Below are 19335 nucleotides of genomic sequence, written 5' to 3'. Positions count from 1 at the left end.
AATGACCGTAGGATGGGTAGAGCGCAGCGAAACCCATCAAACCGGTGACGACAAACGATGGGTTTCGCTGCGCTCTACCCATCCTGCGACGCCACGAAACACGGCCGAGGATTTTGGAACATGAATTTCGACGACACCCCGCAGGAAGCCGCGTTCCGCGCCGAGGCGAGAGCCTGGATCGCGGCCAACGCGCCGAAGCAATACGAGGAAGAGCTTCGCAAATCCTCGCTCGGCCGCACCCAGCTCAAGAATGCCAACATTCTCGAGGTCGCAAAGGCCTGGCAGAAGAAGAAGGCGGATGCCGGCTGGGCCTGCCTGCACTGGCCGAAAGATTATGGCGGCCGCGGCGCCTCGCCGATCGAGCGCGTGATCTGGCAGCAGGAGGAGGGGCCGTTCGGCAAGCTCTCCGCGATGTTCATCATCGGCCATGGCATGTGCGGCCCGACCATGATGGCGTTCGCACGCGAGGAGCATAAGCGCCACTATCTGCCGCCACTGGCCTCGGGCGAGAAGATCTGGTGCCAGCTGTTCTCCGAGCCCGCCGGCGGCTCCGACGTCGCGGGACTTCGTACCCGCGCGGAAAAGAAGGGCGACGACTGGATCATCAATGGCCAGAAGATCTGGACCTCAGGTGCGCACTATTCCGACTACGGCATCCTGCTGACCCGCACCGATCCGACCGTGCCCAAGCACAAGGGCCTCACTATGTTCTTCCTGGACATGAAGAGTCCGGGTGTCGAAGTCAGGCCGATCAAGCAGGCGAGCGGACAGTCCGACTTCAACGAGGTCTATTTCACCGACGTCAGGATTCCGGATCATCAGCGGCTCGGCGAGGTCAATGACGGCTGGAACGTCTCGCTGACCACGCTGATGAACGAGCGGATGTCGATCGGCGCCGGTGTCGCGACCGGCTTTCCGGAACTGTTCGAGTTCTGCAACAATTTGATGCTGGAGGATGGCCCCGCGATCGAAGACCGCAGCGTTCGCTCGCGGCTTGCGAACTATGCGGTCAAGGCGAGCGGGCTGAAGTACACCAGCATGCGCGCGATCTCGGCGCTGTCGAAGGGCGAGCGGCCGGGTCCGGAGAATTCCATCGGCAAGCTGGTGGCGGGATCGATGATCCAGGAGGTCGCGATGTATGCGCTCGACCTGCAGGGCGCCGCCGGCGTGCTGAGCGGGCCGGATGCGGAACTCGCCGGCAAGTTCCAGGCGATGCTGCTGCGTGCGCCCGGCACCCGCGTCGAAGGCGGCACCGACGAGATCATGCGCAACATCATCGCCGAGCGCGTGCTGGGACTGCCCGGCGACATCAGGGTCGACAAGGACGTGCCCTTCAACCAGATACCGACCAAGGGCCGCGCAACTTGAATCGTATGGTGGGCAAAGCGAAGCGTGCCCACCATCAAGACTTCGCTCGCAATGGTGGGCACGCTTCGCTTTGCCCACCCTACGTAAGAACAAAGGTCCGCCCATGAATTTCGACGACACCCCGCAGGAAGCCGCCTTCCGCGCCGAGGCGCGCAAATGGGTCGAGGCCAACGCGCCCAAGGAATACGAGGCGGAGCTGTCGAAATCCTCGCTCGGCCGGATCCGGCTGGAGAGGGCCGAGATCGTCGATGTCGGCAAGGCCTGGCAGAAGAAGAAGGCGGAGGCCGGCTGGGCTTGCCTGCATTGGCCGAAGGAATATGGCGGCCGCGGCGCGACCCCGATCGAGCGCGTGATCTGGCAGCAGGAAGAGGGCATCTACGGCAAATTGACCCAGCCGTTCCAGATCGGCGAAGGCATGTGCGGCCCGACCGTGATGGCCTATGGCAGCGAGGAGCATAAGCGCCGCTATTTGCCGAAGCTCGCTTCGGGCGAGGAGATCTGGTGCCAGCTCTTTTCCGAACCGGCCGGCGGCTCCGACGTCGCAGGACTTCGCACGCGCGCAGAAAAGCAAGGCGACAACTGGATCATCAACGGCCAGAAGATCTGGACCTCGGGCGCGCATTATTCCGATTACGGGCTTTTGATCACGCGCACCGATCCCAACGTGCCAAAGCACAAGGGGCTCACCATGTTCTTCCTGGACATGAAGAGCAAAGGCGTGGAAGTGCGCCCGATCAAGCAGGCCAACGGCATGCAGGAGTTCAACGAGGTCTATTTCACCGATGTGGTGATCCCGGACAGCCAGCGGCTTGGCGCAGTCGGCGACGGCTGGAATGTCTCGCTGACGACCTTGATGAACGAGCGCATGTCGATCGGCGCGCGGCTTGCGACCGGCTTCCCCGAAATGTTCGAGTTCTGCTCGAATTTGATGACGGATGACGGGCTCGCGATCGACGATCCCGCAGTGCGTTCGAAGCTCGCGAATTGGGCCGTGAAGGCAAGCGGGCTGAAATACACCAGCTACCGCGCGATCTCATCGCTCTCCAAGGGCGAGCGGCCCGGGCCGGAGAACTCGATCGGCAAGCTCGTCGCCGGCACCATGCTGCAGGACATCGCGACTTACGCGATGGATCTGGAAGGCGCCGCCGGCGCGCTAGCTGGCGCTGCGGAAGAAGTGGCGAATGGCCAGTTCCAGCAGATGCTGCTCACCGCCCCATCGATGCGGATCGCCGGCGGCACGGATGAGATTTTGCGCAACATCATCGCCGAACGCGTGCTGGGGCTCCCCGGTGATATCCGCGTCGACAAGGACGTGCCGTTCAACAAGATCCCAACCAAAGGACGCTGACCATGGATGCGAAAACGCCGAGCCCGCGTTACAGCACGGAAGATCGCATCGGTGTGCTCGAGGAGCTCTTGAACGAGCGCTACTCCGTGCGCGCCTTCCTGCCGCGCGAAGTGCCGCGTGAGATCATAGAGCATGTGCTCAACGTGGCGCAGCGCACCGCGTCCTGGTGCAATAGCCAGCCCTGGCAGGTCCTGATCGCGAGCGGCGAGGCCAAGGAACGTTTCCGCAAATCGATCTATGCCGAGGCCGCATCCGGCGCCGGGGACGATCATGACTTCGCGCCGCCGCGCGAATATGTCGGGGTCTATCTGCAGCGCCGCCGGGAGAGCGGCTTCCAGCTTTACAATACGCTGGGCATCGCACGCGGGGACAAGGCGGCGTATGCAAAGCAGGCGCTGGAGAACTACAATTTCTTCGGCGCGCCGCATGTCGCCATCATCCACACCAACGAGCCGCTCGGCATCTATGGTGCGATCGATTGCGGTGGCTATGTCTCCAATTTCATGCTGGCCGCCCAGGCGCTCGGGCTCGGCACCATCCCGCAGGCGGCGCTCGCCCGCCATTCCGGCCTGATCCGCCGCCACTTCAATCTGCCCGATGATCGCCGCGTCGTCTGCGGCATCTCCTTCGGCTACGCCGATCACGACCACAAGGTGAACAGCTACCGGACATCAAGGGCAACCGTCGCGGACGCCGTGACGTTCCTGGACGAGTAGTCTCGCATTTATCGGCCTGGCGACCGGTCAGCGGGTGCGTGGTGGAATTTTCGGCAGTTTGTCAGGGTCGAACTTTGGCATCGGCCCGACCGGCTCCGGCGCGGGCGGCTGCGGTTCGCTGAGAATCAGGGTTCCTTCAAGGAGCACGCCCGGCACTTGCTCCGCGGTCGCTGTGTAACGACCCAACTTGTCGGCGCACGTTCCTTCAAGCCGAAGCGTAAGGTCGTCGGCGCCGAAGACGGTTGCATGTCCTTCGGTGTGTCGCTTGACCGATAAGATGGCGGTGAACCGATCCCCGTCGATTTCGCAGGAGCCGGTATAGGTCGTGATGCTGTCATGACCCCAGATCCTGCCGTCTTCGACATGGGCAATGCCGGTGCCTTCGCCCAGCGGGGTCTTGAACCACGCCGCATAGGTACCGTTTCTGAGCATGGAGGAACCTTCTCCCTCGGGGTTCACAAATGCCCCAGCGGGATCATCGACATGGCTAGCGCTAATACTTGGTTAATCTCGCTCTCCGGGCGTGTCCGGTGAAAGAATTGTCCAGTGGATGTCAGGCGTGGGACCAAGCAGCTCCTCGATCACCTCCTCGGAGAACGTCTTCTTGACCCCCGCGATCAGGACATGCTCGGAATCTCCGGGAATTGGCGTCGCGCGCGGCAGGCCATGTTCAAGCAGCGCCCGGGCGCAGCCGAGCCAGTCGCCGCCCTCGACCGGCTGGTTGCGGGACGCCCACGACAGCGTGCCACAGACATTATCGCCAAAGCCGTGCTCTTCCGTCCATTTCGCACCGTGCTCGAGCAAAAAGCGCGTCAATCCGGCGTCACCGCGGAAGACAGCGAGATTGAGTGCGGACGCATTCCAGTCGCCGCCGCGCACGGAGATTGGCCAGCCGAGCCGAACCATCAGCCTTGCCCCCTCGCTTCCACTTTCGGCCGCGATGTCCGGTAGCAGTCGCAGTTGTGCTTCCGGCAGTGATGCAGGCAGATCGGGTCGTCTCGCGCCGATCGCGCGGGCCTCGCGCTCGTCGCCGCGCGCGCAAGCCGCCACGAAACGTTCTTCGTCCGAGATCTGCTGCGCGCCGATGCGGTCGCGCAGCAGCTCGGCGACCTCCACAAGCCCAAACTGCAGCGCCAGTCTGTAGGCATCGACGCCTTCAGGGGTCACCTTTGACGGATCGGCGCCGGCCTCGAGCAGCGCTTCGATGTGCTGGGTCGACCGCCTGCGTCTGATCGCCCACAACAGCGGCGATCCCCAATCACTCAGCGGCGGATTTCGCGCCGGCTCGTTTGGATCGCCGCCATGCTGCAGCAACAGCTTGAGCGGCGCTGGATCGTGAAGGTCGAGCGATCTGTAGATCGCGTTCGTCTGCTCGATGCGAGCGCCGCGCTCCAGCAGCAGGCGGGTGCAATCGGGATTCTCCAGCGAGTGGTAGAGCGATTCGCCGTCGTTCGGGTCGGCGCCAGCGTCGAGCAGCAGCTTCGTCAGCGCGGCATTGCGGTTGGTTCCGGCAGCGCCATAAAGAGTTGACAAGGGGCAGCGCTCGTCCGGGCTGCTCAAAGAACCCGGCGGCCAACGGCTGTAGATCCGCTGATTGACGTCCGCGCCGGCAGCGATCAGAAATTTCGCGCTTTGGTGCAGCCGTTCGTGAAATTCAGCTACTCGAACCAGCGCCGAATGAACGAGCGCGAACAGCGGCGGCAATCGCAGAGGGCCGCCGGGCCGGTTGAGCCAGGAGGGATCGGCTTGCGTGGCGAGTTGCAGCGCATTTTCATCGCCGACCGCGCAGGCAAGATAGGGATCGCCGGCTGCGAGGTCGGGGCTTTCGGCGAGGATCCGGAGCGCGACGCGTGGATTGGCGGCATTCATCGTGCCGCTGACGTCGCCGGGGTAAATCAGTCCAAGCCAATGCAGGATGCGGTCGGCACGCTCGTTCGGCAAATCCGGTTGCACTTCCACGTATCTCCTGAGATCGGCCAGCCGGCGGTCAGAACTTCGCCGGCCGTTTCTCCGCGCGTGCCTTGATGCCTTCCTTGATCTCCGCCCCGCGCAGGCTCTCGCGATGGCGGGTGTCGGCGGCTTCCTTGTCGAACTCACCGTGCGCGAATTCATTGATGGCGCGCTTCATGCCGGCCATCGCGACCGGCGCGTTGGCCGCGAGCAGGCTCGCGAGCCGGTCGACCTCCTGGTCCAGTTCAGTCTCGGGCACCATGGTGGTGAGATAGCCGATCCGCAGCATCTCCGGCGCGCCGATCTTCTGCCCGGTCAGGAACAGCATCTTGGCATTGTTGACGCCGAGCCGCGACACGTAGCGCCTGATCCCGCTCGGGTAATAATGCAGGCCGAGCTTTGCTGCCGGCATGAACATCTCCGCGGTGTCGACGCCGATGCGGAAGTCGCAGGCGAGCGCCAGATCGGTCGAGCCGCCATAGACGCCGCCGTTGAGGCGGCAGATCGTGGGCACGTTCAGATCTTCGAGCCGGTTGGCGACGCCTTCGAACGCTGAACCGGTGCTCGGCTCTTCGCCGGCAGCGCTGGCGCGCGACGCCACCGAATTGAGATCGTAGCCGGCGGAAAAGGCGCGGCCGGTGCCGGTCAGCACCAGCACGCGGACGGCGGGATCGGCCTCGACGCGGTCGAACAGTCTCACCAATTCGACGAGATCTTCCGCCTGCAGCCGGTTCATGTGCTTCGGACGGTTGAGGCGGATGGTGGCGCGAGGGCCCGAAATCTCGAGCAGCGGCGGGGTTGCGGTCTCTGCCGCGTCAGACATGGTTTTCTCCATTGTTGGTCCTCCAGCTCACGCCACCAACCTCGGTCTCGGTGTCGATCACCGCGGCGAGTCCGGGCCTGTTGGCTGCTTCGCGGACGTGGTAATCCACGTCCGTTGCCGGAAGGTGCCTTTCCCTGCCAAGCCCGTCAACGACGGCTGGCAAATGGCTGCATTCCGCCTCGGTCTCACCTGTTGGGCATGTCAGGCGCCCTGGCCGGCGCCCGGTACGCCTGACAAAGTGGTGAGATTCGCGAACAAAAGAGCGACATTTCCCGTATATCAGGGAGAGGCTGCCGTGCGGGGCAGCCCCGGATCAAAGAAATCGCGACGCCATTCACTGCTTGGAAATTGGTTGGTTTCCTATGGATACCTCACATCTTATTCAGCACGCAGGGACAGCCGGCACCCTGTTCGCGTCGATCTTCGTGATCGCCACGACCACGATGCGGACAATGATTCCATTGCGCGTTTTCGGCATCCTCGCGAACATCGTCCTGATCATTATTGCAATCCCGATCCATAATTATCTGGTCATTCTGGTCCAGGTGGTCATGCTGCTGGTCAATTCCTATCGCCTGCACCAGATGCTGCAGCTCGTCCGCGACGTCAGGAAATCCGTCAACAGCGATCTCTCGATGGAGTGGCTGAAGCCGTTCATGACCGAGCGCAAATGCAGCGCCGGCGAAGTCCTGTTCTACAAGGACGAGAAGGCCGACAGCATGTTCTACATCGTCAGCGGCCGCTTCCGCCTGGTCGAGTCCGGCATCGAACTGCCGGTCGGTGCCATTGTCGGCGAGCTCGGCATGCTGTCGCCGTCCAACGTCCGCACGCAAACGCTTGAATGCGTCGAGGGCGGCGTCATCCTGTCCGTGAGTTACGACCAGGTCGAGCAGCTCTATGTGCAGAACCCGGCCTTCGGCTTCTACTTCCTCAGGCTTGCCAGCGCGCGGCTGTTCCAGAATATCGATACGCTGGAGCAGCGGCTGGCCCAGCAGGTGACGGCCGTAGAACCGAAGCCGGCATGACGAGCGAGAGTGCAACCGTGGCGGACGACGACGGCATCCTGTCCTCGTTGCGTTATCTGTTCGCCGATTTCCTCGGCGACGATGACGCCACGCCGCCAGTGCTGCCCGAGGGACTGCCGGAGAGCGTCGGGGCGATCACGAGCGATGCCATCCACCTCCTGATCGAGTATCAGAGTCCCGGCTACGCCCAGCTCTATGTCGACCGCTTGCGGCGCTTCGTCGGCAGGCGCGAGGTCGACGAGGCGATGCTCACCGAGATCGCGCAGCTGATGGCGCAGCGCATGGCCTACGAGGACCCGATCCGGATCGCGCAACTGAAGCTGCTCGAGCTCGAGGGGAAGTGTGCGCAGGCCGGATCGGTGGATATCAGGAGATTTCGGTTCGACGAACTGGTTGATGCTCTGCCAGCCGCGATCGCCGAGCCGGTGCTCGATATCCTGGAGTGGCTGGGCTGGGCGCGAAGGACGGTCAAGGTCAAATTCTCTACCAGAAACCGCTTCAGTGTCCGCCGCCTGAAGCTTGAGGCCGGCCTCAAGCGCTGGCGGTTGTTCTCGGTTCGCTACGTCAAGGAACGGGTCTGGGTCGAGCGCTGGCTGCACATGATCAATCGCAGCCTGGCCAAGCAACCCGCAGCAGCGCTCGAGGTGATCCGGACGGCGACGATGATCGAAGGCTATGGCGCGAGCTACCGCCAGGGGCTCGCGGACTGGCACACGATCATCGACGACCTCGCCAAGCCGACCTTTGATGGCGTGCTTGCCCTGCCGGACCTCGCCGGGGCCATCGCGGAGGCCCGGGCTGCAGCCATGCCCGATCCGCGGCAGGCGGCACTGAAGCGCAAGATTGCGGAAATCCGCGCCCGCCTGCCTGCCGGAGCCAGTGCCGCGGCCGACTGATCGTGCGCTCTCATCTCCTGATCCACTTTTCCGGATCATGCCCTATCGCGGGCCGTCTTCGCGCGACGTCAGCTTCGGCGGTTCGTCGTAACCGTGGCGGCTCGAGTAGAACAGGAGCGCCATCAGGCCGACGCCGATGACAACGGAAAACACGATGCCGATCGCCATGGCTGCATAGCCATGGCCGGACATCGCGGGACCCGGCAACGTCAATCCCTCATAGGCAAAGACACCGCCCGCCGCCAGAATCGCGAGCAAGACAAGGCTGATCGCCACTCGCATGGTTGCTGCCTTTTCCTGTTCAAATAACAAGAACCGGCAGGCGCGTTGCGTTCCTGCGAGAGACGTTATTTCGCGGCGGGAGCCAGATTGCTGAGCGCGTGCTCGCCCGCGGCGATCAGTTCCGTCAGCGTGGTCTTGCCGCCCTCGGCGGATCTGATGATCTGTCGGGCGATCCTCTTGCGAACTGAGTGCCGCTCGCCATGCTGCGTTTGCTCACAGATCCGATCCAAAGCGGCGTTCATGATTGCCATGGTTTTCGAATCAAATTTGCCCTCGATCATTTGCCCCTCCCTGATCTCACCTTTCATTGGCCGCATCGACATGGCGGAGGCTCAGCATTGCGCTGACATCAAGTACATTCTCGGTCTGCTTGGCCTTCTTCATTAACGCATCGCGCTCGCGGCCGAGCGGCAGGCGCCGTGCGGCGGCGCGTGCATCGCGGGCGAATTTTTGCAAACGGACCTCGAATGGTTCGGCCGGCCGCGATCTGTTTCGTTTCTTCTTCATGCCGCCTCCGATCTGGAAGCGAAGCTAATCTGCCGCCTCGACAGCGTCCTTAACCTATGAAAGGCGATCAAACCAAAGATGCAAATCTTCGGCGACTGGAACGTTTGCTGCGGCCAGGCGTAAGCCTGTTGCTCCCGCTATTCGTCCCCGGAGGATGGCGGCGGCACTCCGATGATAGGCCCCGGCGAAAGAGGTCGCCGGGGCCGTCGAGGTATCAGGGAAGCAGCCCAGGGAAATAGCCGATGACACGTTCCAGCCAGGGCATCGTCAGGGACAACAAGGGCGAGGACCAGCCTGCCGACAAGCGTCGCGCCCAGACCGTTCACAAGACGGATCCGAAGCATTCGGTTTCGAAGGAAGCGACGCGCGATCCCAAGCTCACCGACGACGACAAGACGCCGGGTTCAGGCATGGGCCCCGACGATAGCGGCGATGCGCCGACGGGATAGCAGCGAACGCGCGTTGGGCTTCTTGCGGCGCAGCGCGTCACAACGGCTCGATGCGAAGGCGTCCCACTCATTCGGAGCCATCGTCCGGTTTGGTGACGATGCGCACTCCCTGCCAGACTTCGATCGTGCCGCCATTGAAGTGCTGGCGTGCCTTGGCGACCGCCTCTTCGTCCGTCTCGCTTTCCAGTTCCATCCGCTCGCGAATGTGGCCGTCGCTTCCCAACAGATAGGCCCGGTATTCATCCATCACATTTCCCCGACTGCACCATTGCAGATCATCACAGACAGGGTTCCGGCCGTGCATTAACATGTGGTCGGGCGATTGAAGAAACTTGCATTTTTGGCGCTAGGTCTCGCAACCTGATAGAGTATGATATATCACTAGCTACTTGAGAGTGAATAACATACGTTATTGAAATTGGTCCTATCCGTACTCGACTTATTGGCGGGGAGACTATTCCTTGAGTCCACTCGTTCGTAAGCTTGAGCAATTTGTGCGGCTGTCGTCGACCGACCGCGCGTACCTTACCCGCGCGGCATCGGAACGGCTGCGCAAGTTCGGTCCGCGGGTTGATATCGTGCGTGAAGGCGAGAGACCCAAGGACGTGCAATTGGTCGTTGCCGGCTGGGCATGCCGCTACAAGCAGTTGGAGGATGGACGGCGGCAGGTGGTGTCCATCTTCCTGCCGGGCGACAGCTGCGACCTCAACGTCTTCATCCTGCGCGAGATGGACCATTCGATCGGCTCGATCACGGACGTCACCGTCGCCGACCTGTCGCGCGAATTCTTCGAGGAGATCAGCGCCGGCTATCCGCGCATCGTGACGGCGCTCTGGTGGGAGAGCCTGGTCGATGCCGCGATCCAGCGCGAGTGGACGCTGAACCTCGGCCAGCGCACGGCGCTGGAGCGCATGGCGCATCTGCTGTGCGAACTGTTCTTTCGCCTGCGCCTCGCCGGTCTCACCAACGGCGAAAGCTGCGACTTCCCCTTGACGCAGGCCGATCTTGCCGACGCCAGCGGGCTCTCCAAGGTGCATGTCAACCGTACCCTGCAGGAATTGCGCTCGGCGAACCTGATCGTGTTAAAGGGCAAGACGCTCGTTGTGCCGGACCTTCGACGCCTGATGGATGCCGGCCTGTTCAACTCCAACTATCTGCACATGGAGCGCGAAGGCCGTCAGCTTGATGCCACCGAGTGATGCCGCTCGGTCTAAGATCGCCTGACGCTTGGTGTCGCATACACCTGAAGGTGGTGTAATTGATTGACGATCGCGAGAGTAGCGGCGGTCAGAGCGCACGTCGCTGCGCCGCGAAGCAGAGCTCGCAAAGTCATCTTGAGGCGCCCGTTCCGTTAGCTCCGTCTTGCGGCTTTATCTATTTGTTTTTAAGATGTTTTTAGCGATGGTGATTTCCGCCGCATTCAGGAGATCGCGACAGTATTGGGCGAGCGATGCTGCGCGGCAGAACGATGTCCTTTGTCCCGACCACGACTCGCCTGTTGACCGTTAACCATTATGGCCCGTGCGGCGATGTACTATCGCCATGGGGCCACACCATATGAATTTCGGAAGACCGAGAGGTGCATTCGGGCGCGGGAGATGTCATAAATGGCCGCAAGTTTTGAATATTGCGGGTTTAAGAAGAAGTTGCGCTGACGCCCAGGTCCGGTTTTTCTCCATCGTTTTCCATTAGTCGCAGCGAAGGGCGTTAGCTTTGTCGTTTCCATCCATGTCGTCGTCGATCCCGGTTGCAGCGCTGGTAGGATGGATGCTGCTGTTAACCGCCAAACACATCGTGGCGGATTTCTTTCTGCAGAATTCCTGGATGGCGATCGGCAAGGATCAGAAGATCGGCTGGGCGCTGCCCCTGCTTGCGCATTGTCTCGTGCATCTTGCGACCTCGCTGCTCCTGATCCTGGCGATCGCGCCAAGATTCTGGTTCGTCGCCTTCATCGATTTCTTCATCCACCTTGCGGTGGATCGCGCCAAGGGAATCACCACCTCGACCTTCGGCGTCACCACCGAGCACCCCTGGTTCTGGTCACTGATCGGCGTCGATCAAGCGCTGCATCACCTGACCGGCTTCGGCCTTGCGATCTTCATGGCGGCGAACTGAATTGCGTCCTTTGGAGCCTCGTGATTCCGGGCTCGACGCTTCGCATCGCCCCGGAACGACGCGGCGCGCTCTGATTCGCTCAAGAATGGCAACTACCCCGGATGACTACCGGAGCCCGTGGTTAACCCTTCGTTAGAGAATTGCACGGCATCTTCCGGATCAGGGAGAACTGCAATGTTTTCAAGCCGCAATGCCTTCGAGAACGACGTTTGCCCGGTCCGCGAGGAACTGCTCGGACAGATGTACCGTGCCAACCCTGCCGGCCTTCAGGCCCTGGTCGAGAGCGTCTCGTCCGATGTCAGGGCAATGCTGGCGCTGTTCTGCTATCGCCGCCATCATCTGCATTCGCTGGCGCTGGCGATCGCCGCAAGCTGCAGCGAACGCGAGCTCGTTTATTTCGGCGGCCACGTCGGCAGCAACCTTTATAAACTGTCCCGACAACCGGCCCGCACAGCAACGCCATCGCATGGCAGCCGCAAGCCGATCACGCTGTCGACCAAGCCGCTCGCGACCTTTGTGCCGATCGTCGACGACCTCGACGAGGAAGAGGTTGCTGAAGCGGTCACGGTCTGAACGCACCACGACCACATAGCCTTGTAGCCCGGATGGAGCGAAGCGAAATCCGGGTAGCTCTATCCGTCTGCGAGAGCGCCCCGGATTGCGCTTCGCTCCATCCGGGCTACGATTCAACTGCCAACACCGGCAGTCCGTGCCGGCGTCGCGCCATTGCGCATTCGGCATCGCCGGGCATGCAGGTGCGGCAGACCTCCGGCCGTATCGCGTAGATCGCGCAGCTCGTGGCGACGCCGATCTTGCCTGACAGTGCCGAGCAGCGGTCACCATCGCAGCGCATGCCGGATTGCCTTGCATTGACATATTGCTGCGGGATCAGGTCGAGCTCCGCATCGTCCTCGGTGGTGAAGCGGGGCCAGTTCTCCGAATAAAAGCAGCACGCGCCGCAAGCCTGGCAGGGATTCTCGGTCGCATTTTCGATCGTCATCAGATGTCCTTCGGCGCTTCCCAGACCAGGCTGCGGCGCCAGCGCGCCCGCAACAGGTCGCGCCTCTCAGGATATTTCTCGTCATGATAGATCGCGTTGACCACGCGGTCGGTACGGAAACTGCGGAAATCCTTCCGCAGCTCGCACCATGCCGCCAGGATCCGCACCGCTTCGTGATAGCCGACCGCGATCGGCCAGATCGTGCGTTCGGTGTCGCGGCCACGTTCATCGCGATAGTTCAGCGTGATCTTCTTGCCGTCGTGGATCTGCGCGCGTGTCCTCACCATGTCGATGCGGTCAGGCTCCCGGTTCCAGGCTGAACGGGCGCGGCTTGCGGGCTCGAGCACGAACGGCCGCAAGCGCTCCGGCACGGTATCGGCGATCTTCGCCATCAAGTCCTCCGCGGCGCGCGCCAGCGCCGGATCGGCGTGGCCCGTGACCCAGCTCGCGCCGAGCACGCAGGCCTCGATCTCGTCGGGCGTCAGCATCAAGGGCGGCAGGTCGAATCCCTTTTCCAGGATGTAGCCCATGCCGGCTTCGCCGCGGATCGGCACGCGCTGTTCGATCAGGGTCGCGATGTCGCGATAGATCGTGCGCTTGGATGTCTCGAGTTCGGCGGCGATCGCATCCGCGGTCAGCGGTTTGCGGGTGCGCCGAAGCACCTGGATGATCTGAAACAGCCGGTCGGCGCGTCTCATGGCAGCTCTCTTTGGTCGGTCTCTTTACCTGGCCTCTTTGGCCCGCCTGTTCCGGGCGTCGATTTTTCCCAAGGTCGGCCTTGCCGCTGCTGACAGGATGTTGGCAGCAGGGGGTCGCTATAACAGGACAACACCTCAACTGAAGGGAATTTGTCCATGCTGAGTCATCTTAGTAAGGGCGGCCTCCATAGCCGTCTCGAAAGGTTCAGGCGAGCCCAAACCTTTGCCCTGGAACAGCTCGTCACGATCCACACCGTCTCCTCTGATCTGCGTTGGGCGCTGATCGAACTGGCCCTGCGTTCGATCGTCGCCCTGTTGACGGCCGGCGGGAGGCACCTGGTTTTCCGGAGCCGCCGCCTCGTGAAACGGGTTCGTTTGGCCACCCATTTTACCCCTGCTGACACCATGGTGGCAGCAGGGGGTCGCTAGTTTTGGCATCGTTTTTGGTAATGGGAGGCTCCAGATGATCATTCTCCATGGCTTCGGTCCGGGGTTCGGCTTGCCGGAAATCAGCCCGTTCGTGACCAAGACCGAGGTCCAATTGAAAATGGCCGGGCTTGCCTATTGCAAGGAAAAGGCAGTGCCGCCGAGTTCGCCTAAGGGGCAATTGCCCTATATCCGGGACGAAGCGGAGACAATCGCCGATTCGACCTTCATCCGCGCGCATATCGAAGGCAAATACGGTTTCGATTTCGATGCGCCCTTGAGCTTGCAGGCGCGCGCGCAGGCCTGGGCATTCGAACGGATGATCGAGCATCACGTCTATTGGGCCCTGGTCGGCGCACGCTGGGTCGATGAAACCAATTTCGCCAAGGGGCCCGCGCATTTCTTTGACGGCGCGCCCGAGCATCTGCGCGAGAAACTGCGCGAGGATGCGCAGTTCCGTGTCGCCGAAAACTATCTCTTGTCTGGCCTCGGCCGCCATGCGCCCGATGAGGACATCGACCTCGCCATCCGCTCGCTGTTTGCGCTTTCCGTACAGCTTGGCGACAAGCCGTATTTGATGGGCGACGCACCGTGCGGCACCGACGCCACCGCGTTCGGAGCGCTCGCGGGAATCCTGACACCGTTCTTCGATTCGCCGCTACGCGCGCGCACCGAGAAGTTCAGGAATCTCATCGACTATGCCGATCGGATGATGGGGCAATATTATCCCGAGTTCGCCTGGTCGCCCGTGCGCGAAGCGGCTTAGCTACGACGAGGGCGCGGGCTGGGGCTCGGCTTTCAATGCGGCCAGCTCTGCCTCGAGCTCGGCGATGCGTGCGTTGCGTGCGGCCAACGCCGCCGCGACATCCGCAGCATCGAACTTCTGCGGAATGTGCTGCGGGCAGTTGGTGTCCCAGGCGGATATCTTGAACAGGATCACCTGCTCGGGCCGCGCCCTGTAACCTCTGGGCATCAGCGATTGCGTCAGCGCGGGGTCATCGTCGACCACGCGCGCTTCGCCCCAGAGCTTGACCCGTCTGCGATGCGCGTAGTCCATCACGAAGATGTAGGCCTTCGGATTCTCCGTAAGGTTACCTTGGGTGATGTACTGCCGGTTGCCGCTGAAGTCAGCGAACGCGATGGTACTGGCGTCCAGGACGTGGATGAATCCCTTCGGTCCCCCGCGGTGCTGGATGTAGGGCTGGCCGTCGGCAGACGCCGTCGCGAAATACAAGCTGTTGGCGTTGGCGAGGAATGCCGAGAGGTTCTCGTCGATCTCCGTGCGCCAACCACGCCGTTCGGCCTGGGCATAGGCCTCGCGCGAGCCTTTGCGCGCCTGGATCGTCTTCACCGCCGGCGTGAACGCGACGTCGCTGGGATAGGTCTGGGTGTCGGACATTCAAGCCTCCCTGTATGGAACACCAAAGCGTCGTTTCACCGCTAAAAATGGGATCGTTCTCAGATTTGAACAATCAAGGTGATTGACACTTCACTGTTGCAGATTATGCAATAGTGCGATGGACCGCATTGATGCCATGCAGGCGTTCGTTGCCGTGGCCGATCTGCAGGGCTTCGCCCCCGCGGCTCGAAGGCTCGGACTGTCGCCATCGGCCGTAACCCGGATGATCGCGGCGCTGGAGGAACGGCTCGGCGCACGGCTGTTGCAGCGGACCACGCGATCGGTGACCCTGACCGATGCCGGCTCGCGCTATCTCGAGCGTATCAGGCGCATTCTTGCCGATCTCGAAGAGGCCGAGGAGGCGGTCGAGGGCGAACGCACGCGCCCGGCCGGGCGATTGGTGATCTCGGCGCCGGTCGGTTTCGGCCGCCTGCATGTCAGTCCGATGGTGACCGCCTACCTGAAGCGCTATTCCGACGTCGGCGCGGACCTCAGGCTCTCAGACCGCATGATCAACCTGGTGGAGGAGGGCGTCGACCTTGCCGTCAGGATCGGGCACCTGCCGGACTCGACACTCGTTGCACGCCATGTCGGCGAGATGCGGCGCGTCGTGGTGGCGTCGAAGGAGTATCTGAACGCCCGCGGCGAGCCGAAGCGGCCCTCGGATATATCAGCGCACGACACCATTCAGTTCGGCGCCATGTCGGCGGCGCCGGACTGGCGCTTCGTCGACGACGGGCACGAGGTTCGAGTTTCTCCGAGCCCGCGCTTCTCATCCAACAGCGCCGACGCCGCGATCCAATATGCCGAAGCCGGCGGCGGCTTGACGCGGGTGCTCGCCTACCAGGCGGCAGCCTCGCTGAAGGCAGGGCGGCTCAGGATCGTGTTGGCGAAATTCGAGCAACCGTCGCTGCCGATCCACATCGTCTATCCGACCTCGCGCCTGCTTTCGGCCAAGGTGCGCAGCTTCATCGATCTCGTCACCGAGACCGCGGACTGGAAGTTTACCTAGAGCTTCGGTTCTGATTGAATCAGAACGGAAGCTCTAGATTCTTGTTTTTGACGCGTTTTCTTCACGCGAACCGGTGTCCACTTCGCTCGAAAACGCTCTATCGCCGTCATTCCCTTTTGGGCACCACGCGAAACGTCCCATTCGCCCGCGCGATCACGACGTCGTCGGCCTTCACCAGGCTCTGGGCGAAGCAGATCGTGCTGCCGGTCTTGATCACCTCGGTCTCGACCGCGAGCCATTGTCCGATCTCCGCGGTGCCGATGAAATCGACCGCAAGCGAAACCGTCACCAGCGACGATGTCCAGCCCATCACATGGGCGCAGCTATAGCCCATCGCGTTGTCGGAGAGCGCCGCGATCAATCCGCCATGGATCAGACCGCGCGCGTTGGTATGCGCCTTTGCGAGCCTGAGTCCCATGATCACAGCGCTGTCGGTGCGCTTCGAATAAAGCGGCTCCCAGGGATCGGTGAGCGGGCTCTTGCGGAAGTGAGGCTCAAAGCCTTCGGGAATGTCGGCAATGACGGAAGTATCGCTGTTCATGGTCGGCCCGTATGTCTGGTGATCTCGGCACCATTGAACGCGATGTCGATGACAGTTTCACCGCATACAAAGTTTTAAACGGCATCTGCGCGGATGTTTGAAACGCGCTCCGCCGTCATTGCGAGCGAAGCGAAGCAATCCATTCCTTCCCGCGTGGCGTCATGGATTGCTTCGTCGCTTCGCTCCCTGCAATGACGATGTGGCCCGTAGGATGGGTAGAGCGAAGCGAAACCCATCAAATCGCAGCCAATGTCTCGAGGGTGGTGGGTTTCGCTTCGCTCTACCCACCCTACGATTCTACAACGGCAGGCCGACGTAATTCTCCGACAACGACGTCGATGCCGCCCTGGAACTGACGAGATAGTCCAGCTCCGCGAGCTGGATCCTTGCACCGAATTCGCCTTGGTCGGGGAATTTGTGCAGCATCGAGGTCATCCACCAGGAGAAGCGCACCGCCTTCCAGACCCGCGCCAGCGCCCTGGCGGAATAGCCGTCGATGCCGGCGGAGGATTTCTCGTCGTAATATTCACGCAGCGCCTGCGACAGGTAATGCACGTCGCTGGCGGCGAGGTTCAGTCCCTTGGCGCCGGTCGGTGGCACGATATGCGAGGCGTCGCCGGCGAGGAACATCCTGCCGAAGCGCATCGGCTCGGCGACGAAGCTGCGCAGCGGCGCGATGCTCTTCTCGATCGAGGGACCGGTGACGAGCTCGTCCGCCGCCTTCTGGTCGACGCGGCGCTTCAGCTCGTCCCAGAAACGCTCATCGGGCCATTGGTCGATGTGATCGTCGAGCGGACACTGCACGTAATAGCGGCTGCGGTGCATCGAACGCATCGTGCACAGCGCAAAGCCGCGCTCATGGTTGTTGTAGATCAGCTCGGGTGAGACCGGAGGGGTATCCGAGAGGATGCCGAGCCAGCCGAACGGGTACACCCGCTCATACGTCTTGATCGCGGAAGCCGGCACACTGGCGCGGCTGATTCCGTGGAAACCGTCGCAGCCTGCAATGAAGTCGCAGGCGATCTCGCCTGCTTTGCCGTCCTTCACGTAGGAGACGCGCGGATGGTCGGTGTCGAAATCATGCGGCTGGACGTCGGCGGCCCGGTAGATGGTGGTGAGCCCGGCCTTCTGCCGCGCGTTCATCAGGTCGAGCGTCACCTCGGTCTGGCCGTAGATCATGACCGTCTTGCCGGTCGCTGCGTGCATGTCGATGCGATGGCGAGCTCCGCCGAACGCGAGTTCCAACCCGTGATGGACCAGCCCCTCGTGATGGGCGCGCATCCCTGCGCCGACTTCGTCGAGCAGGCTGACCGTGCCCTCTTCCAGGAGACCGGCGCGGATCCGCGCCAGCACGTAGTCCGCCGTCTGCCGTTCCAGGATGACGTTGTCGATCCCGTAAGCGTGAAGTAGTTGCCCAAGCAACAATCCTGCCGGACCTGCGCCTATGATTGCTACCTTTGACCGCAATACTTGCTCCTCCCGATATTGTAGGCTGCAGCTTATACCGGCGGGCCGGCCGCTGTCGTCAGCTTGCAATGGTAATTATATCATATAACAATAATCGCAAAGGGCCACCAAAGGCCTGCAAGAGGGAGAGAATACCGATGAGGAAGACGGTTCTGGCGTTGCTTTTGGCCGCCAGCGTGACGCCTGCGTTTGGGCAGGAGAAGACTTTCGACCTGAAGATCTCGCATTGGGTGCCCGCGTCCCATCCGCTGCAGAAATCCCTGGAAGATTGGGCCGCGGCCGTGGAAAAGGATTCCGGCGGCACCATCAAGGGCAAGGTGTTCCCGGCGCAGCAACTCGGCAAGGCCTTCGACCATTACGACATGGCGCGCGACGGCATCGCCGACGTCACCTACGTCAATCCGGGCTATCAGCCCGGCCGCTTCCCGATCGTCGGCGCCGGCGAGCTACCGTTCCTGATCTCGGATGCCAAGGGCGGCTCGATGGGACTGGATGCCTGGTACCGCAAATATGCCGAGAAGGAGATGAAGGACGTCAAATACTGCCTGGCGTTCGTCCATTCGCCGTCTTCGTTCCATTCGCGCACCAAGAAGATCGTCGTCCCTGAGGACGTCAAGGGCCTGAAGATCCGCCCCGCGCATGCCACCATGGCCAATTTCGTCACCTCGCTCGGCGGCACCAATGTGCAGTCCTCCGCGCCCGAAGTGCGCGATATCATCGAGCGCGGCGTTGCCGACGGCGTCACTTTCCCCTGGGGCTCGCTGGTGCTGTTCGGCATCGACAAGGTGACGAAATACGACATGGAGGCGCCGCTCTATGTCACGACCTTCGTCTTCGTGATCAACAAGGACAAATACAACGCGATGTCCGACCGCCAGAAGGCCGCCATCGACAAGAACTGCTCGACCGAAATGGCGGGCGTCGTAGGCGAACACTGGGGCAAGTTCGAGGATGCCGGCATCGACAAGATAAAAGCCGAGTCCGGCCACGAGGTCTACAAGCTGACACCGGAGCAGACCGCGCTGTGGAAGAAGGCGGCCGAGCCGCTGGTCAAGACCTGGTCCGACGGCGTCAAGAAGACCGGCGTCGATGCGGATGCCGCGATGGCCGACCTGAAGGCCTCGCTCACGAAGTACAACGCGCTCGCGCAGTAGTTCTCCCTCTCCCGCTTGCGGGAGAGAGTCGGGGTGAGGCTGCCTCCGCGATGGGACCGTCTGTGTGTAGAGAACCCTCACCCGGCGTTAACGCCGACCTCTCCCGCAAGCGGGAGAGGTGAACCGAGCTCGCGGATAGCCAATCGATATCAAGCCACA

General features: G+C 62.2%; 25 protein-coding genes. 13 read left to right on the top strand and 12 right to left on the bottom strand.

Going from position 1 to position 19335, the window contains the following annotated elements:
* Positions 1 to 120: 120 nt before the first annotated feature.
* The 3 genes from K288_RS0125520 (at position 121) to K288_RS0125510 (ending at position 3432) form a co-directional block, all read left to right on the top strand.
* Positions 121 to 1368, top strand: a complete 1248-nt coding sequence (locus K288_RS0125520) for an acyl-CoA dehydrogenase (protein ID WP_027582118.1) — start codon at positions 121 to 123, stop codon at positions 1366 to 1368.
* 103 nt (positions 1369 to 1471) lie between these two features.
* Positions 1472 to 2716, top strand: a complete 1245-nt coding sequence (locus K288_RS0125515; RefSeq protein WP_027582117.1) for an acyl-CoA dehydrogenase — start codon at positions 1472 to 1474, stop codon at positions 2714 to 2716.
* 2 nt (positions 2717 to 2718) lie between these two features.
* On the top strand, positions 2719 to 3432 hold the full coding sequence (locus K288_RS0125510; protein ID WP_027582116.1) for a nitroreductase: 714 nt from the start codon (positions 2719 to 2721) through the stop codon (positions 3430 to 3432).
* Positions 3433 to 3459: 27 nt separating this feature from the next.
* Here the strand turns inward: K288_RS0125510 and K288_RS0125505 are convergent, their stop codons facing one another.
* The 3 genes from K288_RS0125505 to K288_RS0125495 form a co-directional block, all read right to left on the bottom strand.
* Positions 3460 to 3864 (bottom strand): hypothetical protein, encoded by a 405-nt coding sequence (locus K288_RS0125505; RefSeq protein WP_027582115.1) that lies wholly within the window; start codon positions 3862 to 3864, stop codon positions 3460 to 3462.
* A 72-nt stretch (positions 3865 to 3936) separates the two neighbouring features.
* Complete coding sequence (locus tag K288_RS46530; protein WP_152535669.1) at positions 3937 to 5385, bottom strand: hypothetical protein; 1449 nt, start codon at positions 5383 to 5385, stop codon at positions 3937 to 3939.
* Between the two features lie 34 nt (positions 5386 to 5419).
* Positions 5420 to 6205 (bottom strand): enoyl-CoA hydratase/isomerase family protein, encoded by a 786-nt coding sequence (locus K288_RS0125495; RefSeq protein WP_027582114.1) that lies wholly within the window; start codon positions 6203 to 6205, stop codon positions 5420 to 5422.
* A gap of 362 nt (positions 6206 to 6567) precedes the next feature.
* On the opposite strand from K288_RS0125495, the gene K288_RS0125490 reads away from it, so the two are divergent.
* Positions 6568 to 7230: a cyclic nucleotide-binding domain-containing protein gene (locus tag K288_RS0125490; protein WP_027582113.1), complete on the top strand. Its 663-nt coding sequence runs from the start codon at positions 6568 to 6570 to the stop codon at positions 7228 to 7230.
* On the top strand, positions 7227 to 8126 hold the full coding sequence (locus K288_RS0125485) for a DUF6537 domain-containing protein (protein ID WP_043160680.1): 900 nt from the start codon (positions 7227 to 7229) through the stop codon (positions 8124 to 8126). The genes K288_RS0125490 and K288_RS0125485 overlap by 4 nt, the downstream gene beginning before the upstream one ends.
* A 42-nt stretch (positions 8127 to 8168) precedes the next feature.
* Here the strand turns inward: K288_RS0125485 and K288_RS0125480 are convergent, their stop codons facing one another.
* The 3 genes from K288_RS0125480 to K288_RS0125470 form a co-directional block, all read right to left on the bottom strand.
* Positions 8169 to 8408 (bottom strand): hypothetical protein, encoded by a 240-nt coding sequence (locus K288_RS0125480; RefSeq protein ID WP_027582111.1) that lies wholly within the window; start codon positions 8406 to 8408, stop codon positions 8169 to 8171.
* Between the two features lie 65 nt (positions 8409 to 8473).
* Positions 8474 to 8689, bottom strand: a complete 216-nt coding sequence (locus tag K288_RS0125475) for a hypothetical protein (protein WP_027582110.1) — start codon at positions 8687 to 8689, stop codon at positions 8474 to 8476.
* A gap of 16 nt (positions 8690 to 8705) precedes the next feature.
* Positions 8706 to 8915 (bottom strand): hypothetical protein, encoded by a 210-nt coding sequence (locus K288_RS0125470; RefSeq protein WP_027582109.1) that lies wholly within the window; start codon positions 8913 to 8915, stop codon positions 8706 to 8708.
* Positions 8916 to 9157: 242 nt separating this feature from the next.
* On the opposite strand from K288_RS0125470, the gene K288_RS0125465 reads away from it, so the two are divergent.
* Positions 9158 to 9364 (top strand): hypothetical protein, encoded by a 207-nt coding sequence (locus tag K288_RS0125465; protein ID WP_027582108.1) that lies wholly within the window; start codon positions 9158 to 9160, stop codon positions 9362 to 9364.
* Positions 9365 to 9431: 67 nt separating this feature from the next.
* Here the strand turns inward: K288_RS0125465 and K288_RS46525 are convergent, their stop codons facing one another.
* Complete coding sequence (locus tag K288_RS46525) at positions 9432 to 9611, bottom strand: hypothetical protein (protein ID WP_043160678.1); 180 nt, start codon at positions 9609 to 9611, stop codon at positions 9432 to 9434.
* A gap of 214 nt (positions 9612 to 9825) precedes the next feature.
* Between K288_RS46525 and K288_RS0125455 the strand changes: the two genes are divergently transcribed.
* From K288_RS0125455 to K288_RS0125445, 3 genes are all read left to right on the top strand, one after another.
* Complete coding sequence (locus K288_RS0125455; RefSeq protein ID WP_027582107.1) at positions 9826 to 10563, top strand: Crp/Fnr family transcriptional regulator; 738 nt, start codon at positions 9826 to 9828, stop codon at positions 10561 to 10563.
* Between the two features lie 568 nt (positions 10564 to 11131).
* The gene (locus K288_RS0125450; RefSeq protein ID WP_051334721.1) at positions 11132 to 11479 is read left to right on the top strand and encodes a DUF3307 domain-containing protein; all 348 of its coding nucleotides are present in this window, start codon (positions 11132 to 11134) and stop codon (positions 11477 to 11479) included.
* Positions 11480 to 11653: 174 nt separating this feature from the next.
* Positions 11654 to 12052: a hypothetical protein gene (locus K288_RS0125445; RefSeq protein ID WP_027582105.1), complete on the top strand. Its 399-nt coding sequence runs from the start codon at positions 11654 to 11656 to the stop codon at positions 12050 to 12052.
* A 106-nt stretch (positions 12053 to 12158) separates the two neighbouring features.
* On the opposite strand, the gene K288_RS0125440 is transcribed toward K288_RS0125445, so the two are convergent.
* Entirely contained in the window at positions 12159 to 12479 is a 321-nt protein-coding gene (locus K288_RS0125440; RefSeq protein ID WP_027582104.1) for a YkgJ family cysteine cluster protein, read from the bottom strand.
* A complete protein-coding gene (locus K288_RS0125435) occupies positions 12479 to 13177 on the bottom strand; it encodes a YafY family protein (RefSeq protein ID WP_027582103.1) in 699 nt (232 codons plus the stop codon). The genes K288_RS0125440 and K288_RS0125435 overlap by 1 nt, the downstream gene beginning before the upstream one ends.
* 156 nt (positions 13178 to 13333) lie before the next feature.
* Here K288_RS0125435 and K288_RS54505 point away from each other — a divergent pair, with 156 nt between their 5' ends.
* Complete coding sequence (locus K288_RS54505) at positions 13334 to 13606, top strand: hypothetical protein (protein ID WP_051334717.1); 273 nt, start codon at positions 13334 to 13336, stop codon at positions 13604 to 13606.
* A 34-nt stretch (positions 13607 to 13640) separates the two neighbouring features.
* A complete protein-coding gene (locus tag K288_RS0125425) occupies positions 13641 to 14369 on the top strand; it encodes a glutathione S-transferase family protein (RefSeq protein ID WP_027582102.1) in 729 nt (242 codons plus the stop codon).
* On the opposite strand, the gene K288_RS0125420 is transcribed toward K288_RS0125425, so the two are convergent.
* Complete coding sequence (locus K288_RS0125420; protein ID WP_027582101.1) at positions 14370 to 15002, bottom strand: pyridoxamine 5'-phosphate oxidase family protein; 633 nt, start codon at positions 15000 to 15002, stop codon at positions 14370 to 14372.
* A 118-nt stretch (positions 15003 to 15120) separates the two neighbouring features.
* Here K288_RS0125420 and K288_RS0125415 point away from each other — a divergent pair, with 118 nt between their 5' ends.
* The gene (locus K288_RS0125415; protein WP_027582100.1) at positions 15121 to 16014 is read left to right on the top strand and encodes a LysR family transcriptional regulator; all 894 of its coding nucleotides are present in this window, start codon (positions 15121 to 15123) and stop codon (positions 16012 to 16014) included.
* Between the two features lie 106 nt (positions 16015 to 16120).
* Here the strand turns inward: K288_RS0125415 and K288_RS0125410 are convergent, their stop codons facing one another.
* Both K288_RS0125410 and pobA read right to left on the bottom strand, forming a co-directional pair.
* A complete protein-coding gene (locus K288_RS0125410) occupies positions 16121 to 16555 on the bottom strand; it encodes a PaaI family thioesterase (RefSeq protein ID WP_043160675.1) in 435 nt (144 codons plus the stop codon).
* Positions 16556 to 16852: 297 nt separating this feature from the next.
* Entirely contained in the window at positions 16853 to 18022 is a 1170-nt protein-coding gene (pobA, locus tag K288_RS0125405; RefSeq protein ID WP_027582098.1) for a 4-hydroxybenzoate 3-monooxygenase, read from the bottom strand.
* Between the two features lie 137 nt (positions 18023 to 18159).
* Here pobA and K288_RS0125400 point away from each other — a divergent pair, with 137 nt between their 5' ends.
* Entirely contained in the window at positions 18160 to 19176 is a 1017-nt protein-coding gene (locus K288_RS0125400; protein ID WP_027582097.1) for a TRAP transporter substrate-binding protein, read from the top strand.
* Positions 19177 to 19335: the final 159 nt, after the last annotated feature.

Origin of the sequence: Bradyrhizobium sp. Ai1a-2 (genome assembly GCF_000426245.1) — a bacterium.
In the GTDB taxonomy this organism is placed as follows: domain Bacteria; phylum Pseudomonadota; class Alphaproteobacteria; order Rhizobiales; family Xanthobacteraceae; genus Bradyrhizobium.
This window is presented reverse-complemented; position numbering and strand designations above follow the sequence as displayed.